This window comes from Methyloceanibacter sp. (assembly GCF_035650995.1).
GTDB lineage: Bacteria > Pseudomonadota > Alphaproteobacteria > Rhizobiales > Methyloligellaceae > Methyloceanibacter.
In genome coordinates, this window is record NZ_DASRGO010000091.1 from 1 (window position 1) to 20109 (window position 20109).

Here is a 20109-nt window from a genome sequence, read left to right on the forward strand (position 1 = left end):
ACGGCAGCGTGACTGTTGTTGAGAGGAACCAGAACAAGGCCGCCACGAGCGCCGACGCGGCGATGAAGAAGTTCAGCATGAGATATGCGCCTTGTTTGGAGAAGGGCCGCCCAGTTTCCCGAGCGGCCCACCTGTAAGTTCACCCGAGAAGGGAAAGACTAGCGGCCTTTTGGTTTCGGCTCACGTCGGTCGATCCCGTATCCGGGTTTCGGGACTCGGTCCACCGTGGTGGTCTTGGGCCTGCTCTCGGCTTCTTTCACCGGGATGAAGCGCCCACTTCCAGAGTCCCTTCCACGGTCAACGGTTTTTCGGTCACTCATAATGTTTTGCTCCTTGTTGCGCGCCCAGAGGGCGCAGGGAGCCAAATACTGATGCGATTCCGTTGGAACGTAGCGTGAACTTTTCTTAATGATGTTCGAGCGACCAATAACCAGCCAAACATTGGCTAGGACATTGGCTAGCTGCTCCTAGCCAGTTGCTCCAATAACCCGCAAGCCTTGAGGAGATTGGTGACCCCGACAGGATTCGAACCTGTGACCCTCAGATTAGGAATCTGATGCTCTATCCTACTGAGCTACGGGGTCTTCGCCCGCACCATAGGGGTGCGCGCTTTCCGCCCCATTACTAAAGCGCCACGCGCGCGCGATGCAAGCCAAGCGCTTGGCGACCCTGAAGGCTTTAGCCGGGGTCCGCCCCTCGTCCGTCCTCGGGCGAGGCCTAATGGCCGCTCAGCAGCCGTAGCCGAGCGTCACGATGCACCAGACGCCCTTGCCGGTCTTCTTGGCGACGGTGGCGGTGCCTTGCGCCACGCCGACCGTGGCCTCGCCCGCGCCTTTCGCCACGGTGGCGGTGCCTTGCACCACGCCCTTTCCGGCCTGAGCCGTGCCCTGGACGGCGCCCTGGCCCACCTCTTTCGTGCCCTGCACCACGCCCTGGACCGGGCCTTCGGCGAATGTAGGCAAGGTCGCGGCAGCGAGGAAAAGCGCCGCCAAACCCAATGTCCGCATCATCGTCTTCCCTCCGCCTTCCTTGAGGCTTTGCGCCGTCCGTCGGGAACGAATCGGCCAACTCCCCCGGAAAAAAGCCCAATAATTGGGCTCAAGTAAGACGGGCCGACCGCGGCCGATCCGGGCTTCCGCGATGGCGTGGGGATGGCCGGGCGTTACACCGGCAGCTATCTCGACCGATCAGACGGCTGGCGCGCCGCGGCGATCCTGGCTGATATCGGGTCGAGCTTCACTCGGCGTCCGCATCCCCAACAATGATTATGTCCTCGCCACAGGCTGCGGCAACCCCGCCGAAGGACGAAGGTCAGCGAAAGGAGACTCCCATGCGACCCACCGTTTTCCTCACTCTCGCCGCTTGTTGCGTCCTGTTGGGACAGGCATTTGCCGAGCCGGTCATCATCGGCGAGCGCGACGGCAAAGATGTGGTGACCGTGCGCGGCGCCGATATTTCGGAATCGAAGCAGAAACTGCCAGTCTTCCCTGGCATCTCCGGCAAGACGGCCGGCGCGAAAGGCCTCTCGCTGCTGAAGGTGATCATTCCGCCTGGCGGCTCGGCCAAGCCTCATGTGCACAAGGGGTTCGAATCGGCCATCTATCTCATTCAAGGCCGGGTCGAGACGCGCTACGGCGAGGGGCTCAAGAAGAGCGTGATCAACGAGGCCGGCGACTTCATCTTCATTCCGCCTGACGTGCCGCATCAGCCCGTCAATCTCAGCAGCACCGAGCCCGCCATCGCCATCGTGGCGCGCAACGATCCCGAGGAGCAGGAGCACGTGATCCTTGTGCCGGGCGAAACGCCGCCGAACGAGTGACGCGCCATCTGGGCGCACGGCTGGCGTCGCGAGACGCATTTCGCGGGTTTTCCGGCGACGCCCATAGGGTAAGCTCGGCTCCCGCCTGCCGCATGGGGGTTATCAGTGGCCCGCCTCGTTTTCGCTTCCCTCGTCACCTTCGGCATTCTCATCGGCATGGTGGCCGGCTGCGTTCTCGCCGCCATGGTCTTTCTCGGCGAGGTCGATTTCGGCCTGGCCATCGTGCTCACGGTGATCATCAACCTTGCGATCTGGCTCATCAGCCCGTGGCTCTCCGACCTCACGCTCCGCTGGTTCAACAGCCTCGAGTTTCTCGGCGACGCAGCGGTGAGAGAGCGCTATCCCGGCGTGCATCAACTCATCCATCAAGTCGCCGACGAGTATCGCTTCAAGGCGCCGCGGATCGGCTTCATCCCCGACCGCAACCCGACGGCTTTCACCTACGGTCTGCTGCGCTCCAACGCGCGCATCGTGGTGACCCAGGGCATCTTCGAGTTTCTCAGCGAGGAGGAGCAGCGCGCCGTGGTCGGGCACGAGCTCGGCCATATCGTCAACCGCGACTTCATCCTCATGACCATGGCCGGGATGCTGGTGCAGATCCTTTACCAGATCTACGCCGTGTTGGCGCGGTCGAGCAAAAGCTCGAGCGACAAGAAGGGCAACGCGGCGCTGGTCGGGCTCGCCGCGCTCGTCGCCTACTATATCGGCATCTACCTCCTGCTCTATCTCAGCCGCACGCGCGAATATCTCGCCGATGCTTTCTCGGCGCGATGGGTCGCGCCCAAGGAGCTTGCGAGCGCTCTCATCAAGATCGCCTACGGCATCGTCGCCGTCGAGGACACCGAGGCGACACAGAATTTGCTGCGGAGCACGCGGCATCTCGGCGTGGTCGACGTCAAGAATGCGCGCTACACGGGGCTGCTCGCGCAGAGCGCGGCAGAGCGCCCCGGCAGCGCCGCAGAGGCGATGCTGTTCGATTGCTACAATCCCTGGGCCGCCCTCATCCAGATCAACTCGACGCATCCTTTGACAGGACGGCGCATCCTGAGGCTCGCCGAGATCGCCAAGGCAAAAGGACAGGGCTTCGGGTCGTACGATATCGAGGCGGCGGCCGAGCGCGCCCACGTCAGCCGCGGCAAGCTGCGCGGGCGGTTTCTGTTCGAGCTGATGATCTTCGCGGTGCCGGTCCTGCTTGGCGTCGGGGCGGCCATGGTGGGCGCCTGGCAGCTTGCGCCCGCGGCGATCGCGGCTGGCGTTCTGCTCACTCTTGCCGTGCGCTATCCGTTCGGGGCACCGCGGGCCACGACAGTGATGGCGCTGATGAGCGATCCCGCGGCCTCGCCTGTGTGCGGCCGCAGCGTCAGCCTCGAGGGCAAGGCGATCGGCCGGGTCGCGGCGGGCTTCGTCGCCGGAGAGGACGTCGTCTTTCAGGACCAGACCGGGCTGATGGCGGTCGATTTCCGCTCCATGCTCGGGGCGATCGGCGACCTCTTCGCCGGCTGGAAGCGGGTGCCGCAGCATCTCGACAAGCCGGGCAAGGTCACCGGCTGGTTCAAGCGAAGCATGGGCGGCTATCTCGTTCTAACGGAGCTCGCCACCACCGCGGGGGTGCTGCGCGCCAAGCCCCTGTTTTGGCAGGTGTTCCTCTCGTGCGCCGTGATCGCCGGGAATATTGTCGTTCTCGTTCTCATGGGGTGATCGGGGGAGGGGTATGCGCGCCACAGGCGCATGGCTCGCAACGCTAGGCTGGTGTCTCGGGCTCATCCTTCTGCCCGTTCCGGTGTTGGCCTGCGATCTCTCCGAACCCGAGACCGGCAGGGTCGCCTCGATCATCGACGGCGAGACGTTGAAGCTTACCGACGGCAGAACGGTGCGGCTGATCGGCGCCAAGGCGCCGATGCCGCCGCTCGGCTACCGCGCCGACGATCCCTGGCCCTTCGTCGAGGAGGCGAAAGAGGCCCTGACCCGGATTGCCGCAGGCAAGGAGGTCGAACTTCGCTACGGCGGGACGAAGACCGACCGGCATGGCTACGCGCTCGCGCACGTGTTCGTGGTGGAGGGCGACAAGCGCCTCTGGCTCCAGCAAGAGATGATCAGGCAAGGCCTCGCGCGGGTCTATTCCTTCCCCGACAACCGCGCTTGCGTGAAGGAACTTCTCGCCGCGGAAGCCGGTGCGCGCGAGAAGGCGCTCGGGCTCTGGGCCTCGTCCCTCTATCGCGTCGAGAGCGCCGAAAACGTCGAGCGCCTCGGGCGGCTCACCAATTCATATCAGCTTGTCGAAGGGAGAGTGGCGAGCGCGGGCGAGGGCGGGACCCGGGTCTATCTCAACTTCGCCCGCGACTGGAAAAGCGACTTCACCGTCTCGGTCGCGCGCAAGGACGTGGGCGCGTTCATCGCGGAGGGCGTCGATCTCGAAGAACTTGCCGGCAAGAGAATCCGGGTGCGCGGCTGGATCATCTGGCGCAACGGACCGATGATCGAGGCCACCCATCCCGAGCAGATCGAGGTTCTCGCCGATGTCTCGAAAGGGGACATGTAAGGCGCCCCCTCGCAGCAAGAGCCTGGACCGGCCGGCGCTTTATGGGCGATGGTGGACATCGCGGCATCCTTTAGCCCGGTGACCGGGGGATTCATGCAGGTCCTCGCCGAGATTTCCGCACCCTCGAATTGGACGGCGCTGCAAAACCTGTTCGCCGCCGTCCTCGTGCTCATCGTGCTCGGCGCGATTGGAACGTTTCTCCTCGGCAAGGTCCTGCGCAAGGACGAGGAGCAGAGCAGGATCGACGCCGAGCAGATCGCCGTGATGATCGCGGGCAAGATGGTCGCGCGGTCGCCGGAAGACGGAGACCGGCTCTCGCTGAAGGAGCGCAACAGCATCAAGGCGCTGATCGGCGAAGCCGTGGTCGCGCTCCGCGAGCACACGGGCTGGACGGGACGGCGCGCGATCGAGAAGCTGAAGGCGGGCGACACGGCGCTTGCGATCGACCTCTTCGCCGAGCGCGCCGAAGAGAAGCGGCGAGTGGCCGGCAAGGCGGCGCGCGAGGCCTCGGCCGCCCTTCGCCATCAGGCGGCGCTCACCCTGCCCGACGACGCCCGCGCAGCGCTTGCGCTGTTCCAGCAGGCATTCGAACTCGATCCGCATGACGCCGAAAACCTGCTCGGACTCGCAGTGGTTCAGTTCAGGCTCGGCGACATCCCGAGCGTCGAAGGGTTGATCGGGGAGGCACGCAGCCTCGCACAAGGGAGCCGCGAGGACATCATCGGTCTGATCGACATGTTCGCCGGCGTGCTCAACGTGCGCAGCGGGAAGCTCGAGGCGGCGATCGAGAAGTTCGAGAACGCCAAGCGCATCTTCGAGGCGGTCGACGAGCCGCGCGCTCTGGTCGATGCACTGATGGCGCTCGCCAGCGCGCAGATGAAGGCCGGCAATCTCGACGGCGCGCTCGCCAATTACGGCGCGGCGCAGGCGCTATGCACCAAGAACGACTATCAGCTCGGGCTTGCTCAGCTTCACGCCGATCTCGGCCTCCTGCTGCAGGGCCTTGGACGCTTTGCCGACGCCGAAGCGATGCTGCAGAAGAGCTTCTCGATCGCCGAGCAGCAGGGCGAAATCGCGATCGCGGCGGTGGCCGCCGCCAATCTCGCGCTGCTCTACCGCGAGACGCACGATCTCGATCGGGCCGAGGAGACCATCCGCCAGGCGCTTGCGATCGAGACGCGCCTCAAGCACAAGGATGGCATGGCGCGCGGCAGCCTCAATCTCGGGACGATCCTGTTCGAGAAGGGGCGCTTCGCCGAGGCCGCGTCCAGCTTTCAGAAGTCGCTCGACCTTTACGAGGAGCTCGAGCTTCACACGCTTGCCGCCAACGCCGTCTACAATCTCGGTAATGCGCAGAGGGCGCTCAACGACGATGCGGGCGCCGAGCGGTGCTACCGCAAGGCGCTCGACCTGTTCATGGCCGGGGGCGACGCCGCGGGCGTGGCGCGCGCGGCCGGCAATCTCGGCGCCGTCTCGCTCGATGCCGAGCGCTTCGCCGACGCCGAGCAGGAATTCCTGCTCGCGCTCGATGCGGCAAAGGACTCGGGAGACCCGCGCGCGATCGCAATGCAGATGCGCAATCTCGCGGTGCTCGCGCATAAGCGGGGCGAGGAGAGCGAAGCTTGCGCCAGGCTGAAGGAGTCGCTCGAGATTTGCCGCGCCGCCAAGGCCGAGACCGAGGCGTTGGAGCTCAAGGTGCTGATGGGACAGTTCGGCTGCGAGCCGGCCGAGATCGACGGCGAGGAAAAGCAAAGAGCCTGACCCTGGCGCGCGGCGCCCGAGGATCAGGCTCTTGCGATAAAGCGGGTTTAGGCCGCGCGGGTGCGCGCCTCGCTCTCGGCGGCGAGCTTGGCGTGGCGCGCCGTCTTGGCCAGAACCTCGTCGATCTTGGCTACCGCGCTCGCCTCGTCGAGCTTCTCGACGGCGGCGATTTCACGGGCCATGCGGTCGAGTGCCGCCTCGTAGAGCTGGCGCTCGGAGTAGGACTGCTCGGGCTGGGCCTCGGAGCGGTAGAGGTCGCGAACCACCTCGGCGATGGAGACGAGATCGCCGGAGTTGATCTTCGCCTCGTATTCCTGCGCGCGGCGGGACCACATGGTGCGCTTCACACGCGCCTTGCCCTTGAGCGTGCCGAGCGCCTTCTTGACGATCTTTTCCTCGGACAGCTTGCGCATGCCGACGGCGGCAAGCTTCGAAGTCGGCACCCTGAGCGTCATCTTGTCCTTCTCGAAATTGATGACGAAGAGCTCAAGCGTGGCACCGGCAATTTCTTGCTCTTCGATGCTCACGATCCGGCCAACACCGTGAGCGGGATAGACGATATACTCGTTGGTGCGAAAACCGTGTCTTTGCTGGGGCTTCTTCTTCTCAGTCATACTCTCATCTCACTGTTTGCAATTCTTTGGCGAGCGCTTATGCCGAAGTTCCGAAATCTTTCCCTTGTCTAACTTACCGGTCCTGTTCGACCGGAATGACGCCAACACGGCGAGCGACGGGCACAAATTTAGGTGTCCGATCAGGGGTCTGATCGCGCCACCCTCCCTCAGTTGAGAAAAAAAAGCGCGCCCGAGCAGGGACGCCTCTTTTGATGCTTCGCGCGCCGGCAGTTTGCGCCATTTCGTCAGTAAGATAACATAATCTTAGTGAATCGGGAAGCCGTTCCGTGCCGCAACACGGCCCTTTTTGCGCCGCAACATGCGACATTTTCGCCCTAGGGTTAACGGTTCGACCCCCTCGAGAGGGTCTAGTCGCCTTCTCCCGGCTTCGTCGAGAAGTACTTGTTAAACTTGTCGGGCTCGGAAACGAAAGCATCCGCATCGGCGGGTGCCGGTTTTTTTGTCGTAATATTCGGCCAAGTCTCGGAATATTGGCGGTTCAACTCAAGCCACTTCTCTAAATTGGGTTCCGTATCCGGCTTGATGGCGTCGACCGGGCACTCCGGCTCGCAGACGCCGCAGTCGATACACTCGTCGGGATGAATGACGAGCATGTTCTCACCTTCGTAGAAGCAGTCCACGGGGCAGACTTCCACGCAATCGGTGTACTTGCACTTGATGCAAACTTCAGTGACGACGTAGGTCATTGCTCCCACAAATATCCACTTCTCAGCCGGAGTGGCCGGATTCCTTGGCCCTCGCGGGGCCACGAGAGTCGCCCGAGGAAGAGCCCTCACCTATAGCAATCCCGAAGTCAGCACAAGGCGGGGAGTCAGTCCCAACTGTCGTCGCAACAACGAGAGACTCAGGCACTACTTCTGGTTGCTAGGCCGCGGACTTAATAATTTTGCATCAATCAATTTGTGGCAACGCTGGTGCACCTGCGCGCCAATAAGCCAAGCATAAGCAGGAGCTTAGGGAGCCTCGTCCCGGGAATGCCCGACCTGCCCGACGTGAGGAGGAGGTGGCAGTCGATCGGCCGATCATGGCCGATTGTCGCCGCCGCTTCATTTGGCCTCGTTTCGGCCATCGTGGCGTGGCTGGCCGTCTCGGCCTGGGAGGAACGGCTGGCCAAGGCGAAGTTCTACAACATCGCCGGCGACTATGCCCAAACCCTCCAGAATGGCCTCGACGACTATCTCCGCAAGCTCCTCGCCGTGCGCGCTCTGTACGAAGCGTCCATCGACATCGACGCCAACGAGTTTGCGGTGTTCACCGACCAAATTCTTGCCGGCCAGACCGAAAAGATGCGGGTGATCTGGTGTCCTTACGTCACCCGCGCAGAACGCGCGGCTTTCGAGCGCGAGCAGATCGAGGCGGGTCTTGCCGACTATGCCATTAAAAGCTGGAGAGCGAGCGGCACGCCGCCGCTTTCGCCGGAGCGAGACGAGTATTTTCCCGTGCTCTATTCGACCTTCGCGTCTAAGGCCACGGCGACATTCGGCATGGATCTCAATTCGGAGCCGGTGAGGAGCCGAGCGATCCAGTACGCGCGCGACAACGATGTGGTCGCAACGGCGCAAGACGTTATGCTTCGCAACCCCATCGCCGGAAGCCGGTTGGGCTTCATCTACATCGCCCCGGTCTACCGCGTTGGTGTGCCGCTAGATACCCAAGAGCAGCGCCACGACAATATTCGCGGCGTCCTCGTAGCTTCGTTTCAAACGAAGGCGGTGATCGATTCGATTCTGGCCAAGGCAGCGTTGCCGCAATCCGTGTCAATCTACGTCTATCGCAGTGATGACGGCGCCCATGCGATGCCGATTTATTGGCGTGCGGCGGTCGGCGCCGATCAGCCCGTCGCTGCCAAATCGCTCGCCGAGCTCGCAGGGCTGAACTATTGGTCGGGGCCGGTAAAGGCTGGAAACGCCAACTGGAAACTGGTCGTGGTCCCGGAGCAAGAGGGGCTCATCAGCTATTACCGGGCTTGGCTTGCGTTTTTCGCCGTCCTGTTCGTTTTCAGCGCCGTGGTGGCTTATATGTGGGCCTCGCTCCGCCATGCGCTCAGATTGGAATCCGCCAACAGCAGGATTCTCACGCTTGCACAAACGGACCTGCTCACCGATCTTGCCAACCGTCGCGCCTTCATGAAGCGGCTCACCGCGGCATTCAACGCGAGCGCGCGCGGCGCGCCGCCGTTCGCCGTGCTTTATCTCGACATCGACGACTTCAAAGACGTGAACGACACGCTCGGCCACGCCATGGGCGACCTCCTGCTCAAGCAGGTGGTTGAGAGGCTCAAGACCCTGGTCGGGTCCGGGCATTTCGTGGCGCGCTTCGGCGGCGACGAGTTCGCCATCCTCGTATGCGATGTACGCGATCCGCACGTCGTCGGCGAGCTTGCCGCGAGGATCCGCAAGAGCCTCGGCGAGCCCTTCACCATAGATCATCACCGGCTCCGCATCACTTCGAGCATCGGCATCTCGGTGTATTCATCCGATCTCTCAGGACCCGAGGACATGCTGGTGCAGGCCGACCTCGCGCTCTATGGCGCCAAGGACGAGGGGCGCAACTGCTACCGCTTCCACAGCCGCGACCTCGACCGCAAAGTGCACGAGCGCGTGCGCGTCGCCGACGAGCTTCGTGCCGCCCTGGAACATCGCGAACTCGAGCTCTACTATCAGCCGCAAGTGGCGCTCGCGACCGGCCGCATCATGGGCCTCGAAGCGCTGATCAGATGGAATCACAAGACGCGTGGCCTATTGACGCCGGCGGCCTTCATTCCGATCGCCGAGCGGACCGGAGCCGCTCTTGCGATCGGAAGTTGGGTGTTCGAGGAAGCGTGCCGGCAGCTCAAGCTGTGGCATGTCGAGGGAATCGCGCCGCAGGTGCTTGCGGTCAATGTGTCAGGGGTCCAGCTCAAGGGCAGCGCCGAGCTCGAGCGCGAAGTGGCCGGCGCTTTGACGCGCTTCGGCATCGACCCCGGCAGGCTCGAGCTCGAATTGACCGAGTCGGTGTTGATGGAGGCCACGCAGCGGCACAAGACTACGCTGGAGAACCTCCGCCAGCTCGGCACCAAGATCGCCATCGACGATTTCGGCACCGGCTACTCGTCGCTCAAATATCTGACCACCTATCCCGTCAACCGGCTGAAGCTCGCGCAGGAATTCGTATTTCGCGTGACGGTCGATTATCGCAACGCCGCCGTGGTGCGCGCCGCCATCCGGCTCGCTCACGAACTCGGACTCGAAGTCATCGCCGAGGGAGTCGAAACCGAGGCGCAGATGCGCTTTCTGATTGGTGCGGGTTGCGAGCACGCGCAAGGCTACTATTTCAGCCGCCCGGTGACGGCCGAGCGCACGACCGAGCTGTTGCGCGAGGGCGTCATCAGGCCCGAGGCAGGGGAGCTCAGGCGCACAAAGACCAACGTGGCCTGATCGGCAAGAGCGGGCAGTCAGGACTCGGAGGGTTTGGCGTGCAAGGCGTCGAGCCGCCTGCGGTCGCGTTTGGTCGGGCGTGGGCCGCGCTCTTGCACGGGCGCTCCGTCGCCGGGCTCCGCACCTGGCAGCGCTTTCGGGGTGAGGTCGTCATAGAGCGCGAGCGCCGCGCTCGCCGGCCCCCGTCGCTCGGCGGTTCCGACCACACGCAACACCGAGAGCCGCCCGAGCGCCATGGCGGTGATCACGTCGCCGTGGTGGACGGGGCGGCTCGCTTTGAGCGCGCGCACGCCGTTGATGCGGACCTTGCCCTCGACGATGAGCCTAACCGCAGCGGCGCGCGTCTTCACCACCCGCGCGCACCATAGCCATTTGTCGAGGCGCTGGCCGATCATGAGCGCGGCGGACGGCTGCTGCGCTCCTGCTGGCGCACCGCGAGCGTCTGTCTCAGCTCCTTCAAGGCGGCGAACGGCGAATGCTCGTTCGGCTGCTTGGACCGCTCGCGCTTTTGCTCGATCGGCTTGCGCGCGCGGTCGTGCTCGCGCTTGCCGCCGTGCGCGCGGTGTTCGCGCCGCGGCTGTTTGCCACTGCGCTTGGCGTGACGCACTTCGTTCCGCTTGCCGGGACGCCAGATCTCCTCGAAGGCCTCGGGCGCGGGCGGCGAAGCTTCGCTTGGCGAAGCCGCGCCATCGGTTGCCGACGCCTCGGATGGAAGAGCCTCCACCGGAAGCTTGCGCCGTTCGCGCCTGAAGCCGAGCGCCTTCAGGATCGAGGCGAACTCCTCGCCCGAGCAGCCCACCATCGACATCAGGTCGGGCACCACGCGGAAGCCGCCGTCGCCGGTCGCTCCCGAAGGCTCGGCCTCGCCGCCCTCGACCTTGCGCCAAGCGACGCGAGCGCGGATGAGGTCTGACAGGCGCTCGAGCATGTCGATGCGGACGGCGCGGGCTCCGGCGACATGAAAGCCGGCGATGCGCCAATAGGCTTCGGGCAGATCCCTGCCCACCGGAACCGAGGTGAGGCCCTGTTGCGGCCGGGGCGGAAGGGTGTCGGTATCGAAGCCGTGCTCGCGGCCGGAGTGGAGCACCCACAGCAGAAGCAGCAGGTCGGCCGCGGCCGGCTTGAGCAGGGCCGGGATGTAGACGTTAAAAGCGCCGAAGCGCACGCCGTATTTGCGAAGCTCGGCGCGGGCCGGCTGATCGAGCGCCTTGATCTCATCGGAGGCCGTCTCGCGGCGGAGCACGCCGAGATTCTCCGACAACCGAAAGGCAAGCCCGCGGGCAAGACCGGTCAAGTCGGTGGCCTCGCTGAGCGCCATCAGCGGAGCGAGCTTCGCCCTGAGCTCGGCGTCGAGCCGCGCCTCCAGCCGCTTCAGCACGAGCTCGCGGTCGGAGCCAGCGAGATGCTCATCGGCATAGAGACTGAGCCGCGGCTTGAGCGCGGTCTCGCCGCGCTCGAGGCCGGCGACTTCCGAGCCCGCCCAGACCATGCGTCCGTTGGGTTTGAGCGTAATCGCCTCGTCGGGAGCCGCGGCGAGCGCAGCCGCGCGCGAGGCGAGCTCTCCGGCCAGCACTTTCACCGCGGCGTGGCGCGCGGCCTTGCCGTGAATGCCGTCGCTCGCCGCATCGGGCGTGAAGCGGAAACCGTCGAGACGGCCCACATAGTGGTTCTCGACCAGGATATGCCCGTCGGCGCCGATCTCCGCCACGATCTCCTCCTTGTCGCGCAAGCGCCGCATCAACACGCTGGTGCGGCGATCGACGAAACGCTGCGTCAGACGCTCGTGTAGCGCGTCGGACAGGGTATCCTCAATGGCGCGCGTGCGCTCCTGCCAATGTTCGGGGTCGTCGAGCCATTGGGTCCGGTGCGACACGAAAGTCCAGGTGCGGATCTGGGCGAGGCGGTTCGACAGCGTGTCGAGATCGCCGTCGGTGCGATCGGCCTGCGCCACCTGGTTGGCGAACCAGTCGGCCGGGATGCGGCCCTGGTCGCTCATCACGAAGCGATAGAGCGTCGCGACAAGCTCGGCGTGGCTCGCCGCGGAGATTTTGCGGTAGTCGGGGATCTGGCACATCTCCCACAGAAGCGCCACCGACGCGGGCGCGACAGCCGCGCCGCGCACCCAGTCGTCCCGGCTCACGTTCTCGAGCGCGATCACATCGTCGACCATGCGCGAGCGGGAGAGGCGCGGGTGGTCCGGCGTCTCGCGCAGGCTGTCCTTGAGGCGGTCGAGCGAACCGAAGTCGAGGTTGCGGTTGCGCCATTGCAGCACGCCGACCGCGTCGAAGGAATGGTTTTCCAGCCGGTCCACCAGGTCCGATTCGAACGGCGCGACCTGTCCCGTCACCCCGAACGTGCCGTCGTTCATGTGACGGCCGGCGCGGCCGGCGATCTGCCCGAGCTCGGCGGCGCTGAGATTGCGGTGGTTCTGCCCGTCGAATTTACGGATGCCGGCGAAGGCGACGTGATCGAGGTCGAGGTTGAGCCCCATGCCAATCGCGTCGGTGGCGACGAGAAAATCGACGTCGCCGTTCTGATAAAGCGCGACCTGGGCGTTGCGCGTGCGCGGGGACAGCGCCCCGAGCACGACAGCGGCGCCGCCCCTCTGCCGGCGCACCAGCTCGGCGATGGCATAGACGTCGTTGGCCGAGAAAGCGACGATGGCGCTGCGCCTGGGGAGCCGGGTGATCTTCTTGTCGCCGGCATAGGTGAGGGAGGAGAGCCGCGGGCGCGAGACGAGATTGGCGCCGGGCAGCAGCTCACGGATCGTGTCGCGCATGGTCGCGGCGCCGAGGAGCAGGGTTTCGTTGAGGCCGCGCGCATGGAACAGCCGGTCGGTAAAGACATGACCGCGCTCGCCGTCGGCGGCGAGCTGGATCTCGTCGATGGCGACGAATTCGGCTTCGAGGTCGAGCGGCATCGCCTCGACGGTGCAGACATAGAAGCGGGGCCGCGGCGGCTTGATCTTCTCTTCTCCGGTGATGAGCGCGACCTGGGTTGCGCCGACGCGGGCCACAATCTTGTCGTAGACTTCGCGGGCCAGCAGTCTGAGCGGAAGACCGATGATGCCGACCTCGTGCGCCAGCATGCGCTCGATGGCGAGGTGGGTTTTGCCGGTGTTGGTCGGCCCGAGCACCGCGGTGACGCCGCGTCCGCGCTGGAAGCCTGTGGAATGAGTGGATAACGGCCGGCTCATCTTGTTTGTCCTTGAACTTCGCTGGTTCGCGTTTCGGAACGGGGCCGGAACGAATCCTGTCCGAATCGCTGACTCGGCTCATTCGGATTTCGTTCCGCAGTCGGAAATGGGAAAGTCGTGCTTCGCTGAGCGCATCCCGATGAGGAACGCCATCGCGCCGGCGATGACTAGATGTTGTTTATGCCGCCTGCCGCTTCCTTACAAAAGCGAAGAAAGAGCAGGAACGGAACATGAGCGAATCAGGGGAGCGTTAATTTTCGGCATCCGTTCCCCACAACATATTGGGTTTTGGTCTAGTCACGTTAACCCTGTAGGGCGCGCCTCGCCCCGGGGCTTGTTGTCTCAAGGCGCGGCATCGGCGCGTCGCGCGCCGTCAACCGCGATCGAGGTCACCACCGCCGTGCCGTAGCCCACCGGCGTCGGAAGCACGATCCGGTAGGGCACGTACATGAACGTGCCCCTGACCGGGATCAGCCAGACCTCGATCTCGTCCGTCTCGGTCATGAGCTTGATGCCGGGATTGTCAGGCTGATAGCCGGCGATGGGGATGAACTTGACGCGGCAGATCACCGCCGGTCCGGTATAGGCGCTCGTCGCCGAGCGCTGCACGTTGACGGCGCGCTTCGGCGTGAGCACGAGATCGAAGCGCTGCCTGCCGTCGAACACGGGAAGCGTCTGGTTGCACACTTTGAGATCGCCGTTCGGGTTCTCCGAATGCGCGGTCAAGAACGCGCCGCTCATCGGATCGACCACGCCTTCGAGCTGCGCCTTGGTCACCGGGATGTCGCGGGGATTGGGCAGCTTGTAGGGGACGATCTGCACGTCGGTGACCGCGCCCGCGCCGAAGGTCATGCGCAGCTGCTCGGTCCGCTTGCCGCCCTCGGAAAAGCTGAGCGCGTACATCGCGGGCTCGGGCCCTGCGCTCGTCACGCGGCCGGCGCTCGCAGTGGTGCCGTACCACTGATAGAGGATGCCCTGGAGAACGGAGAAGCGGGCCTCGCCGCGCATCTCGTAGTCGTCGCCGCGGAACACAGTGGTGAGGTTGAAATTGCCGAGATTGAAGCCGGCGAGATCGACGCGATAAACGGCGGTGATACGGCTCGCCGCGGCGAGGGGGTTTTCGGCAAGAGCGGGGCGGGATGGGAAATGACCCCCGAGCCACAGAGTCAGGGCGGCGACAGCCAGAAGGCTAACGCAGTGTCGGGCTTGCTGCATGGGCTCCCACCCCTAGCAGAAACCGCTTCAGCTGCTAGGTTGTTCCAGAGAATTTCGGGTTATTCGCCCCATTCGTCAATTCTAACCTTGGGCGAAGTTTGTGGCGGCGCCTTGACCGGGCCGGGTGCTTCCTTCTATATGCTGCCCACCGGTGGCACGGTCTGGAGGATGCTAGTCTCCACCCGCCCCGGTTTTCCGTTTTCTACGAAGCAGGAAGGATCAGGACCATGGCCCGTCGTTGCGAGCTGTCCGGCAAAGCCGTGCTCACCGGCAACAATGTGAGCCATGCCAAGCGGAGGACCAAGCGCCGCTTCCTCCCCAACCTGTGCAGCGTCACGCTCGAGAGCGAGGCGCTCAAGAAGCGCGTCAGGTTCACCGTCAGCGCCAATGCGCTCCGCTCGGTCGAGCATCGCGGCGGGCTCGACGCCTACCTGCTCAAGGCCGATGATGACGAGCTCTCGCTCAAGGCGCGCCGTCTCAAGCGCCAGATCGAGAAGCGCCACGACGCCGAGGCTTCGGCCTCCCACTAGCTCCGGCTGTTTCCCCATACTTCCCTTCGCGGGCAGGTCCGACCTCGCCAGCGCCGAAGTCGGTGTGGGATGGTTCGCAAATCCCTGTGCCCCCACCGCAGCGTTCCAGCTTGCCATGAACGGCTTCGCTCGGAGAGGTTGTGGCGGCGGCTCGGTGCTCGGGGGTGCGATCCTCGTTGGCGGCCGGCGCGCTGGCGGCGGCCGCGGTCGCGTCGGGCAGCGTGAATTGCATGATCAGCGTCCGCTGCAGCGGGCTGAAATTGTCGTCGGACATGAGCGTCAGCACGGTCTCGCCCGAAGCACGGCGATGCACGGCGATCGCCTCCATGTTGTCGATGTTGAGGCTGTCGGTCGCCTCGAGCAGAACCTCGCCGGTGATGACCGCGCCCGGTTTCAGCTCGGCGGGGGAGACGCGGCGGATGCGCATCTTGATGCCTTCGCTATAGCGGAAGCGCCGTTCGAGGATGACGATCCCGCCGTCGGGCAGCGCCGCGGCGTCGGTAATGTCGAAGCCCTCGATCGGCTTGAGCGCGATGGTCCCTGGCGAGGGGCCGCCGATGAGCCAGCCGGTCAAGTTACCGTTCTTGTCGGGGAGGCGCTCGGGGAAGGCGACGAGCGTTCCCTTAAGACGCCCCGCCGTGATCATGGCGAGCGCCTCGATGCCGCGGTTGGCCTCCATGCGCTTGGCTCCGGGCGGCAAGGGAATTGTTCCTGAGGGCGGACCGAACTGGTCGGCGGTGAAGGGATAGCGCGCTATCCTGTGCTTGCGCTCGAAGGAGATGAAGGCCGTGCCCGCTTCCGGCGTGCCCGAGGCAAGCGCCATGCCTTCCGAATCGCGCTCCTGATCGGCAAGGAGCGGCTTCCCGTTCTGGCCGAGGAGGGGCCCGAGCGTCACGTTGCCGAGGCCTTTCAGTTCGCGGCCATTATAGTCGAGGTCGGCCTTCATCCAGCTGCCGGCGTCGGAGATGGCGAGCAGCTTGGTGCCGGTCGGGTCGAGAGCGAGCGCCGAGTAGCCGCCGAAATAGATCGACTTGGCGAAAAGGTTGAGCCCGCCCCTGAAGATGAGCTTGCCGAACTCCTTGCGCTCGGGGTGCTCGCGGTCGAAATCGATGGGGATGGCGCTGACCGTGGTCGAGATAGTCTTGTCGAGAGCGGTCTCTGGCTTGTCGGCAAGCGCCGGCACCACGATGAGCGTCGCAACGACGGCAAGCGATGCGGCGGCAAGGATGCGCGTCGCTCCGCGAGAGATGGCGAGGAGGGTCGGGGGCAGCCAGAGCCTCAACAATCCGCTTCCCCCGTGATTGTCACGCTAGTGCAGCTTGCGGTGCTTGGCGCGCGCGGCCGCGGGCACGGTGCGGTGGAGCTGCCGCCAGGCAAGGTCCTCGTCGAACAGCTCGGCGAGCTTCTCGGTCATGACGCCGGCAAGCTCCTCGGCGTCGGTCACCGTGACGGCGCGGCGGTAATAGCGGGTGACATCGTGGCCGATGCCGATGGCGAGCAGTTCGACCGGCGATCTCGTCTCGATCTCGTTGATCACCTGGCGAAGATGCCGCTCCAAATATGACCCGGAATTGACGGAAAGCGTGGAATCGTCGACCGGCGCGCCGTCCGAAATCATCATCAGGATGCGGCGCTGCTCGGGACGCGCCAGCAGCCGGCCATGGGCCCAGGCGAGCGCCTCGCCGTCGATATTCTCCTTGAGCAGGCCCTCGCGCATCATCAGCCCGAGATTGCGGCGCGACCGCCGCCAGGGTGCGTCGGCCGATTTGTAGACGATATGCCGCAGGTCGTTGAGGCGGCCGGGCAGGGCCGGCTTCAGCGCGTTCAGCCACGCCTCGCGGCTGTGGCCGCCCTTCCAGGCGCGGGTGGTGAAGCCCAAGATTTCGACCTTGACGCCACAGCGCTCGAGGGTGCGGGCGAGAATATCGGCGCAGCAGGCGGCGACCATGATCGGGCGGCCGCGCATCGAGCCCGAATTGTCGAGCAGAAGCGTCACCACCGTGTCGCGGAAGGAGGTCTCGCGCTCCTGCTTGAAGCTCAGGGGATGCATCGGATCGACCACGACGCGGGCGAGCCGCGCGGCATCGATCAGACCCTCGTCGAGATCGAAGTCCCAGCCGCGGTTCTGCTGCGCGAGCAGCCGGCGCTGGAGCCGGTTAGCAAGGCGCGAGACGGCGCCATGCAGCGCGACGAGCTGCTTGTCGAGGAAGGCGCGCAACCGATCGAGCTCGTCCGCGTCGCAGAGCTCCTCGGCGTTGACGATCTCGTCATAGGCGCGGGTGAAGACCTTGTAGCCGAACGCCTCCGGATCATCGAGCACCGACAGGTTCGGGCGCCAGGGCTCCGAGCGGCGCGGCAAGTCCGCGGCGTCGGTCTCTCGGTCGAGACGCTCGCTCGCTCCATCCTCGTTGTCCTCGAGCGTCTGCTCGGCCAGGCTTTCCTGATCGGCGCGGGCCTCGGCCGCAAGCTCGGAACGCTGCTCGCCGTCGGCGCTCTCGTCGTCGGCTTGCGACGAATTCGGATCGTTCTCGCTCTCCTGCTCGGAATCCTCGTCCTCGCGCTGGTCGAGCTGGTCGGCGAGATTGAGCGCGGCCAATAGCTCGCGCGTCAACCGCCCGAACGCCTCCTGGTCGAGGAGGGTGTCGGGCATGCGGTCGAGGACGGTCCTGGCCCGGCCCTCGATCCACTGGCGCCATAGGTTCACGACGGCGCGGGCCTTGGCCGGGGGGGCCTGGCCGGTCAGCTTCTCGCGCACGAGAAGGCCGAGCGCATCGGGAAGGGGCGCATCGGCGCGATCGGTCACCTCGGCGAACCGGCTCCGCTCGTAGCGCTGCTCCATGCGTGCGGCGAGATTGGCGGCGACGCCTTGCATGCGCTGGGCGCCGATCGCCTCGACGCGCGCCTGCTCGATCGCCTCGAATACGGCGCGGGCCTCTCCGCCGCCTGGTGCCAGAGCCTCGTGCAGGACGGCGTCGTGGCAGGCGATGGCAAGCGCCGCGGCGTCGGCATGGCCGCGGATCACGGCAATCTCCGCCTTTGAGGGAATGCGCGAAGGCTCGGGCAGGCGCGCGGTCTTGCCGGACAGCCCCGGCGGCTCGGTCGAGAACACCACCTCGACCGCGTTGTCGGCGGCGATTGCACGGGTGGTTTGGCTCACGGCGCGCTTGAACGGGTCGAGCGGCGCCTCTTTTCGCCGCGTCATCGTCATCTCAGCTCAAGGCCACGTTGGCGGTCGATTGCGGCAGGTCCTCGCCGAAGCAGCGCTGGTAGAACTCGGCGATCAGGCCGCGCTCGAGTTCGTCGCATTTGTTGAGGAAGGACAGCGCAAAGGCCGTGCCGATATCGCCGAAGATCTCGGCGTTCTCCGCCCAGGTGATGACCGTGCGCGGGCTCATGACGGTGGACAGGTCGCCGTTCATGAAGGCGTTCCGCGTCAGCTCGGCGACGCGCACCATGTTCGACACGACTTTCCGCCCGGCCTCGGTGTTCCACGCCTTGGCCTTGGCGAGCACGATGTTCACCTCATCGTCGTGCGGCAGGTAGTTGAGCGTCACCACGATCGACCAGCGGTCCATCTGGCCCTGGTTGATCTGCTGGGTGCCGTGATAGAGGCCGCTCGTGTCGCCGAGCCCGATGGTGTTGGTGGTGGCGAACAGGCGGAAGGCGGGGTGCGGCCTGATCACCTTGGACTGGTCGAGCAGGGTGAGCTTGCCCGAGACCTCGAGCACGCGCTGGATCACGAACATCACGTCGGGGCGCCCGGCGTCGTATTCGTCGAAGCACAGCGCGGTATTGGTCTGGAGCGCGTAGGGGAGGATGCCCTCGCGGAACTCGGTCACCTGCATTCCGTCGCGGATTACGATGGCGTCCTTGCCGACAAGGTCGATGCGGCTCACGTGGCTGTCGAGGTTGATGCGCATGCACGGCCAGTTGAGGCGCGCGGCGACCTGCTCGACATGGGTCGATTTGCCGGTGCCGTGATAGCCCTGGATCATGACGCGCCGGTTGTGCTTGAAGCCGGCGAGGATGGCGAGGGTCACGTCGCGGTTGAAGAGATAGTCCGGGTCGACGTCGGGGACGTGCTCGTCGGGCCGCGAATAGGCCGGAACTTCGAGGTCGGTGTCGATGCCGAACACTTGGCGCACGGAGACGGTCATGTCCGGCAGGCCGGCGCCGCGCTCAGCAGTTTGCAAGGTCATGGGGTGTGAAAGCCTGTTCGTCGCGCTGCAAGGAGGTTCGGGCGAGCCGCGAACCTCGGATTTCCAGGGATTTGGGGCTGCCCAGCGACTGTCACGCAAGCCCCGCCTGCTTCAGATAGTTATAGGCTTGGATCACTTCGCGCAACTTGTCCTCTGAGCTGCGGTCGCCCCGGTTGTGGTCGGGGTGGAGCCGCTTAACCAACTCCTTGAAGCGCGCCCTGATATCGGCCTTGGTGGCGGTGTCCTCGAGATTGAGCTGGCGTAGGCACTTCCGCTCGGCGCGCTGGAGCGGCCGGGCCGGGGGGCTTCCGGGCTTGGCCTTGTCCTCCCGGTCGGGGAACAGCGCGAAGGGATCGTCGGTGGTGAATCGATGGGCAAAGCCGTTGCGGCGGCCCCGCCCCGTCTTCCGGCCGCGCGACCAGGCGTTGACGCCGATGAACCAGGTCGGGCGGTGGCCGATCGTGTCGTCCTTCTGGTGCTTGATGACGTCCTCGTCGGAAAGGCCCGAGAAGTAGTTGTAGGACTTGTTGTACTCGCGCACGTGGTCGAGGCAGAAGCGGTGGTACTGGCCCTCGAAGCCGCGGCCCTTGGGCGCAGGGTAGAGGCCGGGTTCCTCGCAGCCTGCGCGCTCGCATTTCGGACAGGCGTTGCGCAGCAGACGGTTCTCGTCAGGCTTGACGCGGAGGCGGTCGAAGAATTTGGAGTCGAGCTTCATGGAATCGGCATTATGCGAAGCAGATGCAGTCACAACAAGAATGGCCCTCGGCCGGCGAACTAGGATAGAGTGATCGGTTAAGGG

15 protein-coding genes, 1 tRNA gene and 1 pseudogene are annotated in these 20109 nt (G+C 65.1%); 6 read left to right on the forward strand and 11 right to left on the reverse strand.

Translation table 11 applies throughout. The annotated features are described in order from the left end of the window. Positions 1–507: 507 nt before the first annotated feature. A tRNA-Arg gene (locus VFB18_RS07100) sits at positions 508–584 on the reverse strand. Positions 585–728: 144 nt separating this feature from the next. Beyond that, positions 729–1010: a hypothetical protein gene (locus tag VFB18_RS07105; RefSeq protein WP_324972784.1), complete on the reverse strand. Its 282-nt coding sequence runs from the start codon at positions 1008–1010 to the stop codon at positions 729–731. 320 nt (positions 1011–1330) lie between these two features. Between VFB18_RS07105 and VFB18_RS07110 the strand changes: the two genes are divergently transcribed. From VFB18_RS07110 to VFB18_RS07125, 4 genes are all read left to right on the forward strand, one after another. Then, positions 1331–1819: a cupin domain-containing protein gene (locus tag VFB18_RS07110; protein ID WP_324972787.1), complete on the forward strand. Its 489-nt coding sequence runs from the start codon at positions 1331–1333 to the stop codon at positions 1817–1819. A gap of 105 nt (positions 1820–1924) precedes the next feature. Further along, a complete protein-coding gene (locus VFB18_RS07115) occupies positions 1925–3517 on the forward strand; it encodes a M48 family metalloprotease (protein ID WP_324972795.1) in 1593 nt (530 codons plus the stop codon). Positions 3518–3530: 13 nt separating this feature from the next. Further along, entirely contained in the window at positions 3531–4358 is an 828-nt protein-coding gene (locus tag VFB18_RS07120) for a thermonuclease family protein (protein ID WP_324972798.1), read from the forward strand. 48 nt (positions 4359–4406) lie between these two features. Then, positions 4407–6119: a tetratricopeptide repeat protein gene (locus VFB18_RS07125; RefSeq protein WP_324972802.1), complete on the forward strand. Its 1713-nt coding sequence runs from the start codon at positions 4407–4409 to the stop codon at positions 6117–6119. A gap of 47 nt (positions 6120–6166) precedes the next feature. On the opposite strand, the pseudogene VFB18_RS07130 reads toward VFB18_RS07125, so the two are convergent. Beyond that, a pseudogene (locus VFB18_RS07130) lies at positions 6167–6727 on the reverse strand (CarD family transcriptional regulator); the annotation flags it as partial. A 374-nt stretch (positions 6728–7101) separates the two neighbouring features. Next, positions 7102–7440: a ferredoxin FdxA gene (gene fdxA, locus VFB18_RS07135; RefSeq protein WP_324972805.1), complete on the reverse strand. Its 339-nt coding sequence runs from the start codon at positions 7438–7440 to the stop codon at positions 7102–7104. Between the two features lie 288 nt (positions 7441–7728). On the opposite strand from fdxA, the gene VFB18_RS07140 reads away from it, so the two are divergent. Beyond that, positions 7729–10170 carry a bifunctional diguanylate cyclase/phosphodiesterase gene (locus VFB18_RS07140; RefSeq protein ID WP_324972808.1) on the forward strand — a complete coding sequence of 814 codons (2442 nt, stop codon included), beginning with the start codon at positions 7729–7731 and terminating at the stop codon, positions 10168–10170. A gap of 17 nt (positions 10171–10187) precedes the next feature. On the opposite strand, the gene VFB18_RS07145 is transcribed toward VFB18_RS07140, so the two are convergent. From VFB18_RS07145 to VFB18_RS07155, 3 genes are all read right to left on the reverse strand, one after another. Continuing rightward, positions 10188–10565 carry an RNA-binding S4 domain-containing protein gene (locus tag VFB18_RS07145; protein WP_324972812.1) on the reverse strand — a complete coding sequence of 126 codons (378 nt, stop codon included), beginning with the start codon at positions 10563–10565 and terminating at the stop codon, positions 10188–10190. Then, positions 10562–13366 carry a DEAD/DEAH box helicase gene (locus tag VFB18_RS07150; RefSeq protein ID WP_324972815.1) on the reverse strand — a complete coding sequence of 935 codons (2805 nt, stop codon included), beginning with the start codon at positions 13364–13366 and terminating at the stop codon, positions 10562–10564. Before VFB18_RS07150 ends, VFB18_RS07145 begins: the two co-directional genes overlap by 4 nt. A 342-nt stretch (positions 13367–13708) precedes the next feature. After that, positions 13709–14581 carry a DUF3108 domain-containing protein gene (locus VFB18_RS07155; protein ID WP_324972817.1) on the reverse strand — a complete coding sequence of 291 codons (873 nt, stop codon included), beginning with the start codon at positions 14579–14581 and terminating at the stop codon, positions 13709–13711. A 227-nt stretch (positions 14582–14808) separates the two neighbouring features. On the opposite strand from VFB18_RS07155, the gene rpmB reads away from it, so the two are divergent. Next, complete coding sequence (rpmB, locus tag VFB18_RS07160; RefSeq protein WP_324972820.1) at positions 14809–15111, forward strand: 50S ribosomal protein L28; 303 nt, start codon at positions 14809–14811, stop codon at positions 15109–15111. Here rpmB and VFB18_RS07165 read toward each other — a convergent pair. The 4 genes from VFB18_RS07165 to VFB18_RS07180 form a co-directional block, all read right to left on the reverse strand. Beyond that, entirely contained in the window at positions 15059–16393 is a 1335-nt protein-coding gene (locus VFB18_RS07165) for an esterase-like activity of phytase family protein (protein ID WP_324972823.1), read from the reverse strand. The two genes, rpmB and VFB18_RS07165, sit on opposite strands and share 53 nt — an antisense overlap. A 27-nt stretch (positions 16394–16420) precedes the next feature. Then, the gene (gene cobT, locus VFB18_RS07170) at positions 16421–18319 is read right to left on the reverse strand and encodes a cobaltochelatase subunit CobT (RefSeq protein WP_324972826.1); all 1899 of its coding nucleotides are present in this window, start codon (positions 18317–18319) and stop codon (positions 16421–16423) included. A 1-nt stretch (position 18320) separates the two neighbouring features. After that, on the reverse strand, positions 18321–19310 hold the full coding sequence (gene cobS / locus VFB18_RS07175; protein ID WP_324972829.1) for a cobaltochelatase subunit CobS: 990 nt from the start codon (positions 19308–19310) through the stop codon (positions 18321–18323). Positions 19311–19401: 91 nt separating this feature from the next. Further along, the gene (locus VFB18_RS07180) at positions 19402–20025 is read right to left on the reverse strand and encodes a DnaJ domain-containing protein (RefSeq protein WP_324972832.1); all 624 of its coding nucleotides are present in this window, start codon (positions 20023–20025) and stop codon (positions 19402–19404) included. Positions 20026–20109 lie beyond the last annotated feature (84 nt).